19 protein-coding genes are annotated in these 20,743 nt (G+C 42.1%); 11 read left to right on the plus strand and 8 right to left on the minus strand.

Annotation, left to right across the window (positions count from 1 at the left end):
* Positions 1-133: 133 nt before the first annotated feature.
* Positions 134-712 carry a hypothetical protein gene (locus HC246_RS12435; protein WP_169363661.1) on the plus strand — a complete coding sequence of 193 codons (579 nt, stop codon included), beginning with the start codon at positions 134-136 and terminating at the stop codon, positions 710-712.
* Positions 713-794: 82 nt separating this feature from the next.
* On the plus strand, positions 795-1,484 hold the full coding sequence (locus HC246_RS12440) for a GUN4 domain-containing protein (RefSeq protein WP_169363662.1): 690 nt from the start codon (positions 795-797) through the stop codon (positions 1,482-1,484).
* A 35-nt stretch (positions 1,485-1,519) separates the two neighbouring features.
* Here HC246_RS12440 and HC246_RS12445 read toward each other — a convergent pair whose 3' ends face one another.
* The 4 genes from HC246_RS12445 to HC246_RS12460 form a co-directional block, all read right to left on the minus strand.
* On the minus strand, positions 1,520-4,423 hold the full coding sequence (locus HC246_RS12445; RefSeq protein ID WP_169363663.1) for a CHAT domain-containing protein: 2,904 nt from the start codon (positions 4,421-4,423) through the stop codon (positions 1,520-1,522).
* Positions 4,424-4,476: 53 nt separating this feature from the next.
* On the minus strand, positions 4,477-4,749 hold the full coding sequence (locus HC246_RS12450; RefSeq protein WP_169363664.1) for a TIGR03643 family protein: 273 nt from the start codon (positions 4,747-4,749) through the stop codon (positions 4,477-4,479).
* A 176-nt stretch (positions 4,750-4,925) separates the two neighbouring features.
* On the minus strand, positions 4,926-5,531 hold the full coding sequence (gene lepB / locus HC246_RS12455; protein ID WP_169363665.1) for a signal peptidase I: 606 nt from the start codon (positions 5,529-5,531) through the stop codon (positions 4,926-4,928).
* A 109-nt stretch (positions 5,532-5,640) separates the two neighbouring features.
* Complete coding sequence (locus HC246_RS12460; protein ID WP_169363666.1) at positions 5,641-6,672, minus strand: DUF2325 domain-containing protein; 1,032 nt, start codon at positions 6,670-6,672, stop codon at positions 5,641-5,643.
* Positions 6,673-6,816: 144 nt separating this feature from the next.
* Between HC246_RS12460 and deoC the strand changes: the two genes are divergently transcribed.
* Positions 6,817-7,473: a deoxyribose-phosphate aldolase gene (gene deoC / locus HC246_RS12465; protein ID WP_169363667.1), complete on the plus strand. Its 657-nt coding sequence runs from the start codon at positions 6,817-6,819 to the stop codon at positions 7,471-7,473.
* Between the two features lie 213 nt (positions 7,474-7,686).
* Complete coding sequence (locus HC246_RS12470) at positions 7,687-8,196, plus strand: hypothetical protein (RefSeq protein WP_169363668.1); 510 nt, start codon at positions 7,687-7,689, stop codon at positions 8,194-8,196.
* 41 nt (positions 8,197-8,237) lie between these two features.
* On the opposite strand, the gene HC246_RS12475 is transcribed toward HC246_RS12470, so the two are convergent.
* Positions 8,238-9,335 (minus strand): hypothetical protein, encoded by a 1,098-nt coding sequence (locus tag HC246_RS12475; protein WP_169363669.1) that lies wholly within the window; start codon positions 9,333-9,335, stop codon positions 8,238-8,240.
* An 840-nt stretch (positions 9,336-10,175) separates the two neighbouring features.
* Here HC246_RS12475 and gnd point away from each other — a divergent pair.
* Positions 10,176-11,600, plus strand: a complete 1,425-nt coding sequence (gnd, locus tag HC246_RS12480; RefSeq protein WP_169363670.1) for a decarboxylating NADP(+)-dependent phosphogluconate dehydrogenase — start codon at positions 10,176-10,178, stop codon at positions 11,598-11,600.
* Between the two features lie 40 nt (positions 11,601-11,640).
* On the opposite strand, the gene HC246_RS12485 is transcribed toward gnd, so the two are convergent.
* Positions 11,641-12,108, minus strand: a complete 468-nt coding sequence (locus HC246_RS12485; RefSeq protein WP_169363671.1) for an HAD domain-containing protein — start codon at positions 12,106-12,108, stop codon at positions 11,641-11,643.
* Between the two features lie 258 nt (positions 12,109-12,366).
* Here HC246_RS12485 and HC246_RS12490 point away from each other — a divergent pair, with 258 nt between their 5' ends.
* From HC246_RS12490 to HC246_RS12505, 4 genes are read left to right on the plus strand one after another with little or no spacing between them, the layout of a single operon-like run.
* Positions 12,367-12,870: a DUF4365 domain-containing protein gene (locus tag HC246_RS12490; protein WP_169363672.1), complete on the plus strand. Its 504-nt coding sequence runs from the start codon at positions 12,367-12,369 to the stop codon at positions 12,868-12,870.
* On the plus strand, positions 12,867-14,009 hold the full coding sequence (locus HC246_RS12495; protein WP_169363673.1) for a hypothetical protein: 1,143 nt from the start codon (positions 12,867-12,869) through the stop codon (positions 14,007-14,009). Before HC246_RS12490 ends, HC246_RS12495 begins: the two co-directional genes overlap by 4 nt.
* Before the next feature lie 26 nt (positions 14,010-14,035).
* Positions 14,036-14,338: a hypothetical protein gene (locus HC246_RS12500; RefSeq protein WP_169363674.1), complete on the plus strand. Its 303-nt coding sequence runs from the start codon at positions 14,036-14,038 to the stop codon at positions 14,336-14,338.
* Positions 14,339-14,385: 47 nt separating this feature from the next.
* Positions 14,386-15,531, plus strand: coding sequence for an anhydro-N-acetylmuramic acid kinase (locus tag HC246_RS12505; protein ID WP_169363675.1), 1,146 nt, complete (start codon positions 14,386-14,388; stop codon positions 15,529-15,531).
* A gap of 39 nt (positions 15,532-15,570) precedes the next feature.
* Here HC246_RS12505 and rpsB read toward each other — a convergent pair whose 3' ends face one another.
* Positions 15,571-16,350, minus strand: a complete 780-nt coding sequence (rpsB, locus tag HC246_RS12510; protein ID WP_126388342.1) for a 30S ribosomal protein S2 — start codon at positions 16,348-16,350, stop codon at positions 15,571-15,573.
* 297 nt (positions 16,351-16,647) lie between these two features.
* Here rpsB and HC246_RS12515 point away from each other — a divergent pair, with 297 nt between their 5' ends.
* Positions 16,648-17,346, plus strand: a complete 699-nt coding sequence (locus HC246_RS12515; protein ID WP_126385262.1) for a response regulator transcription factor — start codon at positions 16,648-16,650, stop codon at positions 17,344-17,346.
* A 20-nt stretch (positions 17,347-17,366) separates the two neighbouring features.
* Here the strand turns inward: HC246_RS12515 and HC246_RS12520 are convergent, their stop codons facing one another.
* Complete coding sequence (locus HC246_RS12520; protein ID WP_169363676.1) at positions 17,367-18,416, minus strand: GGDEF domain-containing protein; 1,050 nt, start codon at positions 18,414-18,416, stop codon at positions 17,367-17,369.
* Between the two features lie 197 nt (positions 18,417-18,613).
* Here HC246_RS12520 and HC246_RS12525 point away from each other — a divergent pair, with 197 nt between their 5' ends.
* Entirely contained in the window at positions 18,614-20,728 is a 2,115-nt protein-coding gene (locus HC246_RS12525) for an adenylate/guanylate cyclase domain-containing protein (RefSeq protein ID WP_169363677.1), read from the plus strand.
* The last annotated feature ends 15 nt before the right edge of the window (positions 20,729-20,743 follow it).

Genomic DNA, 20,743 nt, shown 5'->3' on the forward strand with positions numbered 1-20,743 from the left:
AATAAGATTAACTTTTTCTGTAGAATTAACTTGCAAGGTTATAACTTTAAAAGTTTTTTGGCGATCGCGAAAAAATTAAGCGTAATTAAAAGTAAGCAAGAGTTTTTAAGAATAAATTTGAGGAAAGCAAAGTATGAGCACAACTAACGAAGGAAAAGCTGAAAGCACTAAGCCAGAAAGCCCCAAAACTGAAGACAAGTCTCCTCGCGCTCCAAAAGCTAAGTCAGACAGTGAAACTACTGCAAAAACAGGTACTGTAGATATTTCAGCCTTGGCAGTTAAAGAAGAGTCTAAGCCTGTGGTTTCATCAATCGAACAAAAGGGATCATTAATCGTGACGGAAACTCTTAAGCATTATGGCGATCGCCCCATTGTTGATGGCGGCTTTCGTGCCTTTGAATATTTTAATAGCTCTGGCGAACGCCCCATCGAAGCTAGCAAGCTCGTGGTTAGCAGCACCTATACCACGATGGGTGGTGTGCGCCCCATCACCAATAGTGGTGTTCATGTAACTAGTACATTTATGTCCTCTGGCGAACGTCCTATCGTTGAAGATGGCTTTGTAATTGTTGAGAAATTTTATATTGCTGGCGAACGTCCTGTTGGTTCCGCAGGTTTGGTTGTGAGTGACACCTATTCCCAAATGGGTGGTACTAGACCTGTGGCTTCTAATGCGATCGACAATGCAGGATTGATGGGATACATCGACTAATTGTTGAAACACTTAAAAAGCAGCACTCAATAGGTGCTGCTTTTTAAGTATTGATTTCATTTTCGTGATTTTTTAAAGTCTGATGGATACAACACTGACCACGTTAAGAGATAAGTTATTTTCAGGTAAAGAGTCGAGTCAATTACCTGCGATCGCTGAATTAGCAAATTCTGGAGAAGATGGTTTGCTAATACTAGATGAGTTTATTCAATCCCGTAAAGCGGCTAATACTGAGGTGACATGGATCGATGGCAAAATCCATCAAACCCTCTTGAAAAGTGATTTGCCCAAAGCGATCGAATTAGCGCAAACTCATTATCCTCAAGGTGTGGTAGCTCTACATTCAGAAAAAGGGATTGATTATCAACCAATTCAAAATTTATTAGCGCAGCAGGACTTTGAAGAAGCTGATCGCTTAACTAGCAAGAAACTATGTGAGGCAGCAGGTGAAGCAGCCTTAGAACGCGGTTGGCTATATTTTACTGAGGCTCAATTAATTCCTATTAGTGACTTGCGGACAATTAATCAACTTTGGCTAGTATATTCCGAAGGTAAGTTTGGCTTTTCAGTCCAGCGCAAGATCTGGCTAGGGCTTGGTAAGGGATGGGAAAAGTTTTGGTTGAAAATTGGCTGGAAAAAAGATGGCTCCTTTACCCGCTATCCCAATGAGTTTATTTGGAGTCTTGATGCCCCAAGAGGACATTTGCCGCTTTCTAATCAATTGCGCGGCAATAAAACGATGCAGGCAATTTTTTCGCATCCTGCATGGTAATTAGATGAGTTGCGGCGCTTCGCGCCGCAACTCATCTAATTACCATTGCCAATCAGAATGAAGGCAGCCCAGAAATAAGGATGTTGAAATTCAGGTTGCTTTGATTGCAGTAGGCTGAGCTGGGCTTCACGCAAAGAATTAATGATGTTAGTGCCCTTGTGTAACTGCGTATAAAAACTACCCATCAGTGATTGTGTCCCCTGATCGCTCACCGTCCAAAGCGAGGCGATCGCTGCCCTTGCACCTGTACGTTGAATTTGGTAGCCAAAACCAAGAATCTCTTCGCCACTGCCGACCACACCACCGAGGGCAGTCTGACAAGCGCTAAGAACTACTAATTGCGTATTCGGTAACTTCCATTCACGTAACTCCCGTAAATTAAGGCGATCGCCATTGCCCATCAGCACAAAGGAGTCTTCAGGTGTCCCACTCACAAAAGCGGCATGGGTTGCTAAATGGATAATGTTGTATTCTCCAAATTGGGCAACGGTGGCATTGCGATTGAAAAAGGTATCGAATAATTTGGTTGTATTAGGGAAAGTCTCCGCAATTTTGTTAATTTCTTTGCCTGCGAAGGGTAATCCTGTAAATGAGAACTGCTCACTACCAATCGAGAATTTGAAATCACCCTGAGTAAAGGCAGCTGCGATCGCTTTTAGTGGGAGTTTAACAGTAGTTTGCAAGTCTAAAAATCCAGAGGCAGTCAAGTAATTAAAGCGATATTTCTCAATGAGCCATTGCTTCCCATCATAGAGTGCTGCAAGGGGAATATAACGCATTTGTCCATCTGGAGCATAGAGAAGTAGCTCAATATTAGCTGCTTTGAGATCAGCCTCAATTGGTTTAATTAGATATTTATAAAGTTGGGCTGAGGATTCCTTAACATCACTAGAACTAGAGTCTTGCAAGTCAGACCGAAAGCTTTGCAACAACTTAGTAAAGTCTTGTTGTTGAATGCTAATGGAACGGAGAATTGGCGCAGATTTGGCAGGGAGAAGCACTAAGAACAGTCGGTCTTCAAATAGTAGTGGATAGAACATTGCTGCTCGATCACCAAATTTCTGCACATTTGCTAATAGAGATTTTGAACTAGCTAGATTTGCTTCCTGTTGAGATGAAATCTGTTGGATTTGAGTAGCTAAGGGTGAGCCATTGATCAATGATTTGAGATCACTATTGATTACTGCTTGCTCAGGAGCAAAAAGTGTAATTCCCGACGAAGTGCGCTCATTTCCTTTCACATCACGTAGATAGTCTTGCAGCTCTTGCACTTTTAAGAGATCGAGGATTTGAATTGCCTCATTAATACGCCCCTGCTGTAGGAGGAGTTTGGCAAGATTGCGATAAGTATAGGAAACACTTTGTTTGTAAGCAGAACGGTCTTCACGAGGCAGCATTCTGATCGATTGACGAATCGATTCGCGTACATTTACTGATTGCTTGAGAAAAGCGATCGCACTATCGATTTGTTTCTGTTGTGCTAATAAATCACCAATATTCGCGAGTATCACTGATTCTGTACTAGGATCGCGCACTTCTCTGGCAATATTTAAAGCTTTTTGATAAGCATTGATGGCTTCCAGTTGCTTACTATTGTTGGCATAGGCACGACCAAGATTACTCAAGGCAACACCAATGCCTGCGCGATCGCCAACCTTCTCGTATTGACTGAGAGCCTGCTGATGAAATGAAATTGCCTGTTCTGTCTGTCCTAACCGAGTGTAGGTACTACCAATATTGTCTAGGGTGATGCCAATTCCTAAATCATTACCAATATCTTGATAGATGTTTCTTGCCTTTTGAAAGAAAGCGATCGCCTCTTTATATTTGCCACTGTTGCTATAGAGTTGTGCCAGATTATTGAGATTATTTGCCTGTCCTGCTTTGACGGTTACATCATTGTTAGCAGTGTCACCCACAGTAGCTCGCACCGACAGCCCACGACTAGTGAGAGTTGGATTGCTATTGTCCTCACCAAGAACATCATGGAGTAGTTCAATTTCTGTTTTTTTTAATCCCGCTACATCATTTGTTGTGAGTTTAAAGTAGATCTTGGTTGCTTGATCGGCAAAATCTAAGGCACGACGCTTTTGTCCCAAACTAAAATATAGAGCGCTTAAATTATTGAGAATCGCCGCCTCATCGCCACGATAACAACAGAGTGTGCGAACTAGGGCGAGAGCCTGCTCATAGGACTCTAAAGCCTGCTGGTATTGGGTTTGGTTAGCATAGATTACGCCAATATTATTTAAGGTTTGTACCCTGCCGATGATATCGTTGCGCTCAATGGCAATCGGTAGCATTTGCTGATAACTTGCCAATGCACGATCGTATTGGGCAGATTTAAAATAAATCGAAGCCATGCGTGCTAGTGTCACGCTCTCACTGGTTTGTAAGGATTCGCGATCGCCTTTTTTCGCTTTTAAGCGATCGCGAAAAATATCAAGCGCATGTTGATAGATGGGTAAGGCTTGGTCATATTGGCGTTGCTTGTCATGGACATCGGCAATATATTGCAAGGTGTAGCCAATATCCACAGGATCGCCGTCGGGAGACTTTGCAATTTCCTTGGCAATTTTCAAGGCTTGCTGGAAATAGGGCATCGCCTTGTCATACTGACCCGTCGTTAAATAGACATCTCCTAAAACGTTTAACGTGTCACGCTCTCCCCCTGTGGCATTCCATTTGCGAAATAGTTCTAGTGCTTTTTGCAGATCCGCGATCGCTCCTTGTGGGTCGGCTTTTTGTAAGCGATCATATCCCGATTGTTTGAGGTAAACCGCCTCCGTAATTTGCTGTTTTCGCAGTTCATCAGAACTATTAGAGCTTTGGGCGATCGCCTTTAACCCAAGTAATTCTAATTTTGGTGTTACTGCAATAGGCATACCCACAGCCGTTAGCAATATTCCTAAAACCGCAAAATTACGAACTAAGCGCATAGTTACCTCCCTAGAGATGCTAAAAATAATTCTGCCCAAGGGCAAAAGATTAGTTAGCGAGACTTGAATTTATCTTGTTGACTACAGCGAAATCTTTGCGCCTCAGAGGTCTTTGCGTGTTTAGTTTTGCGACCGCTTACCCTTTCTCGCCACATCAGAAATGATGAGCGTTTCATTGACTTACGCATGATTTTAATCACTTCAGCCTCAGAAATGCCAAATTGGTCGTAAATCGTATCAAAGCTGGTGCGGTCTTCCCATGCCATTTCTACAATGCGATCAAGATCAGCCGCAGTGATGGCTTCTTTGTTCTGCTGTTTATCCATACATCTATCTAAAGTTTTTGCCAAAAACACTCTGCATGCAAGCTGCATCGATTGCGATGCAGTAAGTAGTTGAGCATAATTAAAACCCAAAGCCAAAAACTGTGGCGGGCGTGCAGCGTGTGCCACAGTTTTTGGGATTTTATATTTAATTGCGCTTAGATACTTACAGATTATTCTCATTTATCGATATTACCAAAATGATCAATCGGCCAGAAGCGAAAAGCTGCCTTACCAATGATGTTTTGCTGCGGTACAAAACCCCAAATATGCCCATCACAACTATTATTGCGATTATCACCTAGGGCAAAGTAGGCATGAGCAGGGACGGTTATTGGTGGCAACTCATATTCAGGAGCTTTCGCTAAATATGGCTCCGATAAAGGCTGACCATTGATATAGGTAGTGCCATCCTTGATCTCGACACGATCGCCAGGTAAACCAATCACGCGCTTAATCAATGAGCTTTTTTGCTTCTCAGCAGATAGACCACAACCTTTTACGACTGCCTCATTTGGCTCAAATACGATGATGTCATAGCGTTTTGGCGTTTGAAAACGATAACTGAGTTTGTCCACCATTACGCGATCGTAATTTTGCAAAGTTGGCTCCATCGAACCCGATGGCGGCAAGTAGTAGGCTTGCGCGATCGTGACCCGAAATCCAAATGCTAAGGCAACCGTTAAGCCTAAGGTTTGAGCAGTTTCCTTCCAAAAGCTAGATGCCTTTGATTTTTTACCTTGATTAGGCTTCTTGGATTTATGTGGTTGTGATGGTTTGGTCATAGAAATTTATTGATTCTTGAGCTTATCGCTAGTTAAGACATTAAAAAACTAGAGAGAGTTGCAGTGCAAAGCACCGCAACTCTCTCTAGTTTATAAAGAACCTAATTTTTTATCCTTGTTTCCAATGGCGTGCTAACTGTTTTGCCTTTAGTCCCGATTCGATTACTTCTAATAGTCTTGTCATACCCGTTGTATTCACAATTTCATAGGTCTTATTTGCTCGACGACAAGCCTCGATCGCTCTTTCCGTGAGAGAGTGGCTTGCGTAACCCGTCACGATAATAATTAAATCTCCACCTGCAATTTGACTCTCACCCTGCGCGGCAAGCTGTAACCCATCCTGCTCGGTGTACCACATTAAATTAATTGCCGAATCGCGCAATCGATTTTTTACAGCCGTTTGTAAGCGATCGTGTCCTCCAAAGACTAAAACCTTGCCACTGAGGTCGGTATATAAAGCAGGGCGTTTCTCAGTCTTACGGTGTCTCGCACTAGGTTGCACATCAGGAGCGCGATCCACACGGGAGCGATTTTCAAGAGCCTTATTGTAAATAAAGGTAAGTGTCTGTTCATGGCTACCTCGCAAACGGGCGACTGGACCTTCTTCACTGTGGGAATTTATTTGATTGATCAGGGCTTCTACTACTTCTTCAAGTGCACCGATCGCTTTTAAGTCATTGGCATATCCCCTCACTGCGATCGAAGCATCCGTAGCGCTAAAGAAATCATGTTGTTCTTCGATCATCTCTAAGAGATCGGCCTTTAATTCACGTCGCCATTGAGCCGTTTGTTCCGTTATTCGCTCGTCTAGTAGTCTTTCTTCACTCAAGATCAACTGGCGATCAGCGAGTTGAGCTGCTAGGGTAGGCGCTTCTGCAATTTCTTGTCGAATATCCGCCGCTTTTTTTTCTAGTCTTAGTTTTGTCTCACTGTCTGGGTTTCCACCTTCACGGTTGTATTCCTCTAGCATCTGCTCAACTTTTGCCAACAATGGTTTCAACCGTCCTTCAATTTGAGCTACTGCTTCTTGAATTTGGCGCTCGCGTTGTTGTTGCAGTCGATTTTGTTCTAACTCCACCTTTGCCATTGTTAGCAAATCGCTAACCGAAGCTTCCAGCTCATCTAATTCAGAAATATGCATATTTGCTTAATATTTATTAGTATTTGCTTAGATTTAATATATCGAGAATAAGTCGAGAGAAATGACTCTGAATAAGTAATTATAAGAAGTTATCGCCACTAAACTCCAATGTAACCTCTTGCTCGCCTAAGTGTGTATAGTTTTATGCTGCCAAAAGATATTGATCTCTCTTCATATATTGATTACGCCCTTTTAGATCCCGCCGCTAGCGATGAGCAGGTAGACTATGCTTGTGAACAAGCTGATCGCTTTAGTTTTGCTAGCCTCTGTGTATACCCTTGTAATGTCAAGCGTGCAACGGAGCGGTTACTTAAAAGCAAAGTAGAGATTTGTACAGTTATTGGTTTTCCCAGTGGGGCAACCACATCAAATGTAAAGCTTTATGAAGCTATGGAGGCTGTAGAGAATGGGGCGACGGAACTGGACGTGGTGATCAATTTCGGTTGGCTCAAAACTGGACAGACTAATTTGTTGCATCAAGATATTGCTCAAATCTGCGAAGAATCAGGTAAACCCGTTAAAGCTATCTTGGAATTAAGTTTGCTCACTCCCGATGAGCAAGAACTCGCTGCTGAAGTCTGTATGGATGCAGGGGTTGCCTTCCTGAAAACGGGTACAGGCTGGGCTGGAGGCGCAACTGTGGAAATGGTGAAATTCCTCAAGGAGATCTCACGGGGCAAGGTTGGGGTTAAGGCTTCTGGGGGCATTCGTACTAGAGAACAAGCGATCGCCTTACTCAATGCTGGCGCTAACCGTTTAGGTACATCCCATGGCACAGCGATCGCCCGCGAAAAAAATTGATTCTATAGCAAAAAAAACAAAACACAAGTGGCAGCGCTTCGCGCTGCCACTTGTGTTTTGTTTTTTAATTTGTCCTGTCTATCTATTTTTTTTGCTACAGAGAGTCAAGTAATCTATCCCATCTTTTTATACGAATCCTAAAAGATTTAGGTGTAATTTTAATTTGTAAATCGGGAAGCATACAATAAAGTTGTCAACATCAAAATTGAAGCTGTGCTACCGACTCTTGATGTTAAATGTGCATATTCGATGTGTCTGGGAGCAGTAATTACCCTGACAGGCGTTAACCTATGGCAAAGATTAGCTCCATCACCAAATCGTGAGCTTCCCGAAAATCCCGAAATATCCAAAATCATTATTCCCCCGCTACCGACAACCTTTGCTCGCCCAAACCTCAACGATGGCGAAAATATAGGCAGTCTCCGAGTTGGCAACCGTACCGATCGCTCTGTCCGAATTGTTTTGCTTTCACGAATTACTTCTCAAAATGAGTGGCATGCGATCGAACCTCTCAATTGGGACTTTGCCCCAAATGAGGGTGGTAAAGAAGGCTTATTGTTATCTCTGCCCAATTACAAAGTGCTGATTGGTAAAGGTGATGTAATTTTTGCCTTTGCTACAGATGGTTCCCGCACTTACTGGGGACCAAATATTGTTGGTGAAACCGATGCTCCATTTTGGGATAGTCAAAACAAAGAATGGAGTATGGTCTTACAACCATAAGTAAAAAAGAACCTCTCACTTAGTGAGAGGTTCTTTTTTACTTATTCATTAAGATCTTTGCGCTTAATTAAAGGCTTGGGGACTGGGGGACGATCCTCAGAAAATCTAGGACGTGGTGGATAACCACCGAAGCTGTCACCATCGCCACTAATTGATGGCTTGTAGGGGCGATCGCTATAGGGGCGATCGTATCTCCTTGGCGCAAATTTGCCGCCGCCACCGGGACGACCCTTTGATTGGGGACGACGCTTACCTTTGTAAGGTACGATGCCAATAAATTCGCCATCAATAATTGTGAGAACATCACCTTGACGCTGAACATTGACACTCCAAAATTGTCCTACAGCATCAGTGGGTAACAATCCTGTTAAACGGACTTTAAATTTACTGTACTCTTTGGTTACCTTATCCTTTTGCTTGTCAAATTTTTGCTCAGTACGCCGTACTTTTACAATTACAGAGTTATCTTCAATAGACTGGCTCGATATCTCACCACGTACAGAGAAATAACCATCTTGGACATTAGGTTCGATAGGTACATCGGATCTACCAAGCTCTACAGGAGCCCAAACACCAGATATTTGTACATGCAACTTTCCAGCTTTATCATTGGTTCTTGGATACACTACCCATAGATAATCGCGATCGCCTTGCAAGCGTTTTTTGACAATCGAAATAATTTTCCCAAGTAATACAGCATCAACTTGAGAACCGTCAGTTGTCAGGATATGCCCCTTAGCAAAATTGTCAGGATTGGCAACATAACGCCCATAAATTACCCCAATCGCTCTGTATTGGAACGGCTCTGTAGCGGCGGGAATAGGTTGTAAACAAACTTTGTTCTCTGAAGCAGTATCATCCTGACCATAGATATCTGCCTGAGTGTCCTTGGAACGACTAGTTGGCAGCTTTACCTTCGTCGCAGGAGTGACCTTCGCAATGGTTTTCGCTGGTTGCTCGCTACTTGACTGTACTAACTTCTGATCTTCAGGCTGATTAGTCTCTGGAGACTTAGGAGCAATAACTTTAAGAACTTCTAACTTAGGCAAATCTTTAATCGGAGGTTTGGGTGTAACAGATCTTGGCACAAGCTTACTATTTGCGTCATCGGACTGACTGGGCTTATTGATTTTACTCATGTGAACCTCCAGAAAACTAAGGTGTCTAATGCGGACTAGACCTTACTGGGCAACTATTAGAAAAATATTGCAATTAACTTAAAGAATATCCTACATAAATTTGGATGGGATAACCCCCAATTGATGGATATATCAGGTTAAGTCTGAAATTGACTTAATATTTTTTAAAATCTACCTAAAATAAATTCCGCAAAAAAATGAAGTATTAGGTAGTCTAATGTAACCCCTTTAAACTGAATTTGTGACTTTAGCGCAATATAATTACGATTGTCCCAAAACAATCTTAGCTAAGATACAGACTTACATATATTAGCTAATCTAAGCATACACTGTTCTACGGCAGACCTGTTAAAGACTATATAGAAATTCCTATCAGTCTCCATCAATTATTTAGTCAGTCGAAATTTTAAGTTTCCTACGATACATTAACTACCAAAAAAATTCACGTTTATAGACATATAGCAAAATCCAAAATATGAATGGTTGTGCTTCGCACAACCATTCATTGTTGTTTTCATCTTATACATTGGGGCGATCGCCTGCGGTAATGTCAAAAAACTTGAATCTCACTTTCTTGAAAAATTAAAAAGGTAAGGATAGGCAAAGTTTCGCTCTGCCTATCCTTACCCAAAATGCTATGGCAAATAGAAATGGGTTGCATCTTCCTACTTTTTCATTCTTTTTTCTGTCGATGGTATTAAGGATTTACAAAGGATTTGCGATCCCCGCTAAATCAGCCCTTACGATACTTTTGTCCTCAAGTTCAGGAAAATTTACCTGAGACTTATCGACTAGAGGTAGATCGTATCTACCGATATTTCAATGGATGGAGAGGATTTTATGACATCTGACAAGCAAAATTTTGGACTGATTGGTTTGGCGGTGATGGGTGAAAACCTTGCTCTAAACATTGAGCGCAATGGTTTTTCGATGAGTGTTTATAACCGCAGCCGCGATAAAACCGACAAGTTTCTTGCCACTCGTGCGGCTGGGAAAAATTTCAAAGGCACATTTACGATCGCTGATTTTGTTGCATCGTTAGAGCGTCCCCGCAAAATGTTGATCATGGTGAAGGCAGGCGCACCTGTGGATGCCGTAATCCAAGAACTAATTCCATTTCTAGATGAAGGCGACATCATCATTGATGGTGGTAACTCGCTCTACAACGACACCGATCGCCGCACGGTGGAGCTAGAGAAGATTAATTTGAAATTCATCGGTATGGGTGTGAGTGGTGGTGAAGAAGGCGCACTCAATGGACCGAGCATGATGCCCGGTGGACAAAAATCTGCCTACGCCGAGATCGAGCCAATTGTGACGAAAATCGCAGCTCAAGTTGATGATGGTGCTTGTGTGACTTACATCGGTAAGGGTAGCGCAGGGCATTATGTGAAGATGGTGCATAACGGCATTGAGTATGGCGATATGCAGTTAATTGCTGAAGCCTATGATTTGCTCAGTAATGGGTTAGGACTATCTGCTAGTGAGTTACATGAAACCTTTACCGCATGGCGTAGTTCCGAACTCGATTCTTATTTGATTGATATTACGGCGGATATTTTCACTAAGGCGGATGATTTAACTGGGGATGCACTCGTCAATAAAATTCTCGATGCAGCAGGTCAAAAGGGAACAGGCAAATGGACAGTGCAAAGTGCTTTTGATTTAGGTGTACCGATCCCCACAATGATCGCGGCGGTGACAGCACGGGTAATTTCTTCTTATAAGGAAGAGCGGGTGGCTGCCTCGAAGGTACTGATCAGCTCGACCTCTGGTAAATACCAAGGCGATCGCCAAGAGTTTATTGATGCTGTGCGGGATGCGCTGTACTGTTCTAAAATTTGTTCCTATGCTCAAGGCATGGCGCTTTTGAGTGCAGCATCTCGTGACTTTGGTTATGACTTAAATCTGGGTGAAATTGCCCGTATCTGGAAAGGCGGTTGCATCATTCGTGCGGCTTTCCTTGACAAGATTAAGCTAGCTTTTCAGCGCAATCCTCAATTGCCTAACCTGTTAGTCGATCCCGATTTCAAACAAACCATCCTCACCAAAGAGGTAGCATGGCGCAAAGTGGTTGTGGCGGCGGCTCAGTTGGGTATTCCGATTCCCGCATTTAGTGCGTCTCTCGATTATTTTGATAGCTACCGTCGCGATCGCCTACCTCAAAACTTGACACAGGCACAACGCGATTACTTTGGCGCACATACCTACGAGCGCACCGACAAGCCCAGAGGTGAGTTTTTTCACACCGAATGGATGAAGTAAAATTTACTTGAATATAAAAAAGGGCGCAAAGCGCCCTTTTTTATGCTCTAAATGCACTTAGGTACTGGGTAAGAATTTTAGCTGAATTATCGTCAAACCCAATATAAGGATCAGTTACAACAACTGGTGTGTTTGGTGCGTAATGTTCAGGAATATCGTCAACTGCTACCCAACTGGAGCCTTCTGCTTGATTTTGTCTCAGATATTCCAAAACCTCCTGATGACGGAGAAACTGGAAATTGTGGATAATCGTAGTTTCTAAGAGAGGAGTTGCACCAACTATCCGCGCTGTAATATCTGACGAAAAAAGTGGTGGGATTACTTCAAAGGGAAAAATTTCTCGCCACGAAGAGCTTATGACCACTCTTGCTTCAGTAAATTTCCGTAGAACATTTTCAAATTTCTCAAGACATTCAGGATCAAATTTCATGTAATCCTCTTGTGGAACTGGCTTGTCAAATTTTTTCTCAGGGACAAGTACCCCATCAATATCTAAGAAAATCCACATTGATATTTGATAATAGTTGTATCAATATTCATCATATTGGTATTATCAGAATAAGTTAAGAAGCTAAAAATTTTGATCGCTCATACTCAGATCCCTAATACTCTCCTCAGACAAATCATCTTAATTGATAGTCATGTAAGTGATAGTTTTTCGGTGATTGCTGAGAGTACTGTTCATTAAACATGTCTTCATTAACACTAGCGTCGATACAGGTGGATTGCAGAGTATATAAGCTATGAGTATTGTTGGAAACCTGCGATGATCAATATCAAATCAAGGCAAGAGCTATTAAGTCGAGCTTACGTTCAAGCAGTAGCATCAGTCGCAGGATTTGATACTTACTCATTTGGTGTAGACAGTGACAGTGTAGACATTGGCATCGCAAGCAAAGCCTCAAGTGGTACATATAAATCCCCCAGATTAGAGCTACAACTCAAAGCTCCTTTTAAACGCAATTTTGTTGGGACAAATGTTTTAAGCTACTCAATTAGCAAGAAAAACTATGACGACTTGAGGGCTAACGTTTATGTCCCCAGATTGCTAGTAGTTCTTATGGTTGCAGATGATGAGTCTGAGTGGTTACATCAATCAGAAGAACAGCTTATCCTTAGACATTGCGCTTTTTGGGCTTCACTTTATGGTTTGCCAGATTTACCAATAGGTCAAGATGATAAAAGTATAAGATTTTCTAGGGGGAACGTCTTTAATGTAGAGTCGCTAAGAGCTTTAATGGCAATGATTGCGGATGGAGGCACTCCATGAAAGTGAGCATTAGAGATTCTGAGGTCTTAAAAAGAATAAACCCTCTAGACGTGTCAACCTATTTAGCGTCTAAATCTTGGCAACTTGTTAATGAAATCCCTGACAGAGCCAGTATATGGACTTACACCGATAGGACTAATAACAATGAATTTGAAATACTTCTACCATTAAATCCACAATTTGAAGACTTTTCAACTCGCATCAGTGAGATCATTTCCACACTTGAAATTGTTGAATCTCAAACACAGACAACTATCCTAGAAAACTTACAAAATGTTTTCTCAAACATAATTAATTTACGTCTAACCGATAGAGACTTTTATAATGGTACTATCCCTATAAACAAAGGTGTTGAACTGCATCAAAACGCAAAAAATATGATGCTTTCTGCTGCGTGTGCTTCTGTTGAATCAAAAGCTTTTTTCGAGAAAAATAAACCTTCTCAAGCAACAGAATATTTAAAAAAAGTAAGGCTTGGGCAACCCAAAATTGGCAGCTATATATTAACTATAATATCACCCCTCCCCAAGCCTAGAATATCAACAATACAAGACCCTGAAGAAAATCATATTTCGTTAGATTTCTCTAATAGAGTTGTTACAAAGCTTCGTGATTCTCTTGAGTTTGTGAAGACTTATATAGAATATGTAATCGAAGAAAGACAGCTTGTTCAAGTTTCTGATGAAATCATAAACAATGGAATAACTGCCAACCTCTGCGAAGCATTGACAGGTATAAACTATAACGGCAATAATCAAGGACTAGAAATAAATTTCAATTGGTCTCCAGTTGTTAACACCTCATCATCGCAAATTCCAATAAAATTTGAGCCTCCAGTCTTAGAGCTTGTTAAATCTCTAGGAAAACAGCTAAGAACGTACTTACGCCCAGACTACGAACTAACTGGCGATGTCGTTAAACTAGAAAGAAAAATCACTGACGAAATAGGCAAGGTAACAATTGAGACGACAATTGATGATATTAAAAGAAAAGTGCAAGTTTCTCTTAATGATGTTTGGTATCTCCACGCAGCTAGAGCCAATGCCAATAAGCACTTTGTTACTTGTCGTGGGCAACTACGCAGAGATGGACAGTCCTACATCCTAGACCATGTAACCAGCTTCTCGGTTAGAGATTAAATTACCCAAAAGCAGAGATTACCCCAATGGCTGAAAGATGGACAGATGAAAGGTTAGATCGATTTGCCGACAAAGTAGATCGGATCGCTGACAAGATAGACCAGCAAGGCGAACAAATAGGCAGACTCATAGAGGCTTTGTACCTTGAATTGCCAAACATCAAAGCTGAGATAAACAGTGTTAGGGAAGAAGCCAGAGAGCAACGTGAAACCCTCCATGCTGAATTGATAGAAATCAAGGAAATTACTAGACAGCAAGCCATTGTTGCTCAGACTCAAGCCGAAAGCATCAGACTGATGATTGAAATGTTAAATCGGAAACAGGCTTAGTAGTATCAAAACAATGGCGATCGCTACTATCTTTTTACCTACAAATCATGATTAATGCGCCAACGGACAAAATATTAGCGATCGGCTTGATGAGTGGCACATCGGTGGATGGGATTGATGCTGCGCTTGTAGAAATTTGCGATCGCCAAGGTATCCTCAGCACTAACCTAATCGCAGGGCATACCTATGAATATGAAGCAGATTTAAGAAAAGAAATCCTTGCTGTTTGTGCAGGTGAGCCGCGATCGCTACAGCAAATATGTGAACTCGATGATCGCATTGCTGAGAGTTTTGCTAAAGCAGCTTTAGCGATTACGGAGAAAAGCGATCGCCAGCCAAATTTAATTGGATCTCACGGTCAAACCGTATTTCATCGTCCACCCGCAGGTCAAAAGATGGGATATACGGTGCAACTGGGGCGAGGTGCAGTCATTGCAGAATTGACAGGAATTAAGACGGTCAGTGATTTTCGGGTTGCGGATATTGAAGTGGGAGGGCAAGGTGCGCCGCTAGTGCCGATGGTAGATGCTTTGTTGTTATCGCACCCTACTAAATATCGGGCTTGTCAAAATATTGGCGGGATTAGCAATGTCACCTATTTGCCACCCAATGCAGGAGCAATTCCAGAGCAAATATTTGGTTTTGATAATGGGGCGGGAAATGTCCTGATGGATATGGCAACTCAAAAATTATTTGGTCAACCTTTTGATCGAGATGGGGCGATCGCACGACAAGGTAAAGCTAATTTAGAGCTAATCAATCAATGGCTAGAGCAAGAATTTTTTCTCATTCCTCCGCCAAAATCAACGGGGCGCGAGTTATTCAGTCCAGATTATTTAAAAGCGCGTTTAGAGGAATGCCAAGATTTAAGTAATTACGATATTCTCGCCACGTTGACGGAATTTACGGCTAGGGCGATCTCCAAAAGCTATCGTGATTTTCTGCCTGTATTGCCTGAAGAGGTTTTAGTCGGCGGTGGTGGTGGTCGCAATGGTTACTTGATGGAGCGCTTACAGGATTTGCTCAAACCTGCGATCGTGAAACGTACTGATGACTTTGGTTTGAGTGGCGATAGTAAAGAGGCGATCGCCTTTGCGGTCTTAGGATATTTACGAATTAAAGAGCGCTATGGCAATTTACCCAGTGTCACAGGAGCCAAGCGATCGGTATTACTAGGCAGAATCTTTGCATAAAAAAGGGGGCGCTTAGCGCCCCCTTTTTTATGCAAAGATTTATGCTTCTGCTTCTTCTTCGTCGCCAGTGATGATTTCATCATCAGCATAGGCTTCTACTTCTTCAGCAGAGATTTCATATTCGATGTCTTCAATATCGCCATGACGACCTTCGTAGATCGCATCGGCAAGTTTACCGACAATCAACTTGATCGAGCGAATTGCGTCATCATTGGCAGGAATACCGATGTCAACGCTATCGGGATCGCAGTTGGTGTCAAGTAAAGACACGATGGGAATACGCAGCTTTTGACATTCTTGAACCGCGTTGTATTCGCGCTTGTGGTCAACGATGATCACGATGTCGGGTGGCTTACGCATCAACTTGATACCACCGAGATACTTGCGGAGCTTTTCCATTTCGCGACGGAGGGTAGATGCTTCCTTTTTAGGTAGGCGATCTAATGCACCACTTTCATCGCGACGTTCGAGATCCTTGAGACGATCGACACGGGTTTTGATCGTTGTCCAGTTGGTGAGCATTCCACCCAACCAGCGTTGGTTGATGTAGTAGCTACCACAACGAGCAGCTTCTTGAGCAATCAGACCAGCAGCTTGACGCTTGGTTCCGACAAATAATACTTTCTTGCCTTGTTCGGAAGCTTGACGCAAATAAGCATAGGCTTCTTCGAGGTACTGTGCGGTTTGCACAAGGTCAATGATGTGAACGCCATTACGCTCAGTGAAGATGTAAGGCTCCATCTTGGGGTTCCAGCGACGGGTTTGATGCCCGAAGTGAACTCCCGACTCTAGCAATTGGGCTAGGGTTACGACTCCCATTTAAGTTTTCTCCTTGTGTTCGGGTTTATCCTTGCGCCTGAGATGGAATTTGATGATTTAAAAAATTTTGACTTTGCAAAATTTTAAAAACAAAAAACACCCGAAACCTCAAGCGTGTGTTTTTTAACAGCTTGTCTAGGATAACGCATATGCGTCTCAATAGCAAAAAGCGATCGCTAATTCTGGGGTAGCAGTACATATTGATGAGTAAGGTCAAGACTGCGCGATCGCCTCTTGGTATTGATATATAGTGGTAAATATGGCGATCGCCGAATCAAAGGGAAATTAAGGATAACTATGTCAGGACATATCCTACTTGTGGATGATGAACCAGGTCTCAGAGAAGCTGTGCAAGCCTATCTCGAAGACAGTGGTTTTGCGGTGCAGGTTGCTAACAACGCAAGGGATGCGTGGCAACTGCTAGAGCAAACTACACCAGATTTGGTAATTTCGGACATCATGATGCCGCAGGTAAGTGGGTATGAGTTTCTGAAGCAAATGCGTGAGGATGTTAGATTTCTAAACCTACCCGTCGTATTTTTGACCGCTAAGGGCATGACCAAGGATCGCATCGAAGGCTATAACGCTGGTTGTGATGCTTACCTATCGAAACCCTTTGACCCTGATGAGCTAGTGGCGATCGCTGAGAATTTAATTGCCCGTCGTGCTATGCAAGCTGTCACCGCCAATAGCAACACCTCGGAAATCACAGATCTTGCTGGACAACTGGCGGAAATCAAGGCTCTTCTCAAACAAAAGCCTGCTATTAATGTCACGCCGCCACCAATTAAAATTGAATTTACGCCACGAGAACAAAGCGTATTAGAACTTGTGGTTGAAGGCTTAATGAATAAAGAAATTGCTAAACGTCTTGGTACGACTATTCGCAATGTTGAGAAATATGTCAGCCGTTTATTTAGCAAAACAGGTACAAGCAGCCGCACTGAATTAGTCCGCTATGCTCTGCAACATGGTTTGATTGACTCCTATTCATAGTTCGCAGCTTGCTGATTAATTCACAATCTATCGGCGACTACCACTCGGTTTCGCCCCATTTGTTTGGCTTTATAGAGGGCATTATCAGCTTGGGAAAGCATATTTTCAAAATTGTTTAGACTGTCGTTATAGTTAGCAATGCCAATACTGATAGTCATCGTGAAGTAGGTATGATCTTCAGTTTGGATTTGTTCGCTCTCTATTGTTTGTCTCAGCCTTTCTGCGAGATTGATTGCACCATCAAGCGGTGTATCGGGCAAAATTATCACAAATTCTTCACCACCCAATCGTCCTATCAAATCCATTTCGCGCACTAATTGACTGCATATACTCGTCAACTTGCAGATAGCGCGATCGCCTGTGCTATGTCCATAGGTATCATTAATATTCTTGAAGAGATCGATATCAATCATCAGCAGAGATAACTGCAAATTGTATCTTTGGGCGCGAACAAATGCTTTCGCACCTTCTTCGAGGATATGGCGGCGATTGCTGATACCTGTCAAGGCATCGGTAATTGATTGGTGGTGGTATTGTTCTTCTCGGATGCGAGCTAATTCGTACAGCTTGACATTTTCCAGTACCAATGACTCGAATGCATTCTCCTGACTATCTTCCTTCTCGACGATATCGTACTGCGACTGAGCTACCTTATTCTCCATATCAAAGGATTTGCTATATAGACGCATTGTTTTATGGTGTTTGTCCGCAAGGTAGTACAAGCATAAATTTAATGGACAGGATAAAAAAGGATTGTCGGCAACGTCGAATAGTTCTTTATAGGCAGCAATGCCATATAGATTTCTCCAAATGTAGTTTTTGCCAATATCCGCAGATTCAATCTCCAAGCATTCTGCAAAGCCATTTTTGACGAAAAGATTGGTGAGAGTTTCTAAGTCATCAAGGGTTCCTTGCTCTTTAAATTCAAACCCATGATTATTGAGATAACTAATAATTTCCTCACCAACATCCTTGAGAATATACCCCTGTGCAAATACATTATATTTTGCTAAAACTTTGCCAAACGCTACTAGGAGAGCTTCGTAGAGTGTGCTATTGAAATCTTTCATAAAACACCTCAATTTATTAATGGAAAAAAGTATTAATGGGAAAAAAGTCTGTCTAACCTATTTACTTTTAAGTAAGTGTTTGTCTACTAACATTTTTGTGGAAATTAATAATCTAAAATGAATTGCTCTTAAACAGTGAACTCTAGTATGAAAAGTGCCTAGTGCTTTTTATATGAAAAATCCTAAACAATTTTTATATGCAATGGTTTAAATTCAACTGGTTAAGTATCAAATCAAAACTGATTGTCATGCTGCTGACGGTTAGCAGTAGCTCGATTGTGGTGACAGCTTACCTTGGCTATCAAAGCGGTAAGTCTAATCTAACCGATCGCGCTTTTAATCAGTTAACCAGTGTGCGAGCTTCTAAGGCTTATCAAATTGAGTCCTATTTCAACACAATTCGTAATCATATTCAGACGCTCAGCAATGATATTTCGGTGGGGACGGCAATTATTGAATTTACCAATGCCTATCGCCAGCTTGAGAGTGTTACTTTGCCAGCTGATAATTCGCAAAAAATTACTGCCTATTATCAAAATGAATTTCTGCCTAAATTAGCGAAAACTGGGCAGGGTTTGCCAGTTCTTAATTCTTTTTTGCCCGAATCAACTGCTAGTAATTATCTGCAATATCACTACATCGCGACAAATCCTAATCCCATTGGCAAAAAACATTTACTAGATAAAGCCAATGATGGCAGCGAATATAGCCGCATTCATGAGCGTTATCATCCCATCTTCCGCAATATTATTGAGAAGTTTGGCTACTATGATATGTTCCTGATCGATCCACAGGGAACCGTCGTTTATACAGTTTATAAAGAGACCGATTTTACGACTAACTACACCACTGGAGCCTATAACGATAGTAATTTGGCGCGGCTAGTAGCCGCAGTGCGCCGTGCCAAACAAAAGGACTATGCCAGCATCATCGATTTTGAATCCTATGCCCCTTCCTATGGTGCGCCTGCTGCCTTTATCGCTGCACCAATCTTTAATCAGTCTAAGTTTGTGGGTGTTCTGGCAATTCAAGTACCAGTGGACGAGATTAATAATGTGATGACAGGAAATCGCAAATGGGAAAGTGATGGACTCGGTAAAAGTGGTGAGACTTATTTGGTGGGTCAAGATTATTTAATGCGATCGGTGTCGCGCTTTTTAGTAGAAACTCCTGAAGAATATTTGCAGACTCTCGCGACATTGGGAGTTAATAAGGAAACATTAAATAGAATTCGTCAATATAAAACCTCGATTTTAGAACAGAAAGTACGCACACAGGCGGCGGAAGAAGCGATTACAGGCAAACAGGGAATTAAAACTATCCGTGATTATCGTGATATTCCTGTCTTAAGTTCCTATGCGCCTTTACAAATAGAAGGATTAAACTGGGCGATTCTTTCAGAAATTGATTTAGCGGAGGCCTATGCACCCATCTATGATTTTGAGCGCCAGTTACTCATTTCGGCAACTTTGTTAATGCTATTAGTGATTCTCTTGGCGATGGCGATGGCTTCGGTATTTGTGAAGCCGATTAATCAATTAATTGAGAGTGCGCGTAAAGTTGCCTCTGGTCAATTAGATGCGATCGCTACTTTAGAAACCCAAGATGAATTTGGCGAATTGGCGCAGTCCTTTAATGCAATGGTGCTGAGTCTGCGTGATCAAACCAATTTAGTCGAGGAGAAAAATCGTGAGAACGAGCAGTTATTGCTGAGTATTTTCCCTGCGGCGATCGCTAAACGTCTCAAGCAAGGTGAAAAGAATATTGCTGAAAGTGTTTCTAATGTGACGGTACTGTTTTCTGATTTAACAGGCTTTTCTAAATTATCGGATTCCCTCACGGCTTACGAAATAGTTAGCATCCTCAATGATATTGTCTCCATTTTTGATGAAACTGCTGAGCGCTATGGCATGGAAAAAATCAAAACCATTGGTGATAGCTATATGGCAGTCTGTGGTTTGTCAGTTCCCTATCTCGACCATGATAAAAGAGCGATCGACTTTGGTTTAGAAATGCAGGCGATTGTGCGGCGGTTCAGTCAAGAGCGCAACTTCCAATTAAATATCAGTTTAGGGATCCATTCAGGGGATATCGTAGCGGGAATTGTTGGACGCAATAAATTTATTTACGATGTCTGGGGTGACACGATTAATATTGCCAGTGCCTTAAAATCATCCTGTCCTGAAGGTGCAATCTTAGTTTCCAATGAAATCTACAATCGTTTGAGCGATCTCTATGAGTTTGTTCCCATCGCTGCCAAAGTCGAAAATGGCAAGAGTATTTTGAAAGCATGGCAACTTAAACCCAAATAGAGAGATAGAAGTCAA

Source organism: Pseudanabaena yagii GIHE-NHR1 (genome assembly GCF_012863495.1).
GTDB classification, from domain to species: Bacteria; Cyanobacteriota; Cyanobacteriia; order Pseudanabaenales; family Pseudanabaenaceae; genus Pseudanabaena; species Pseudanabaena yagii.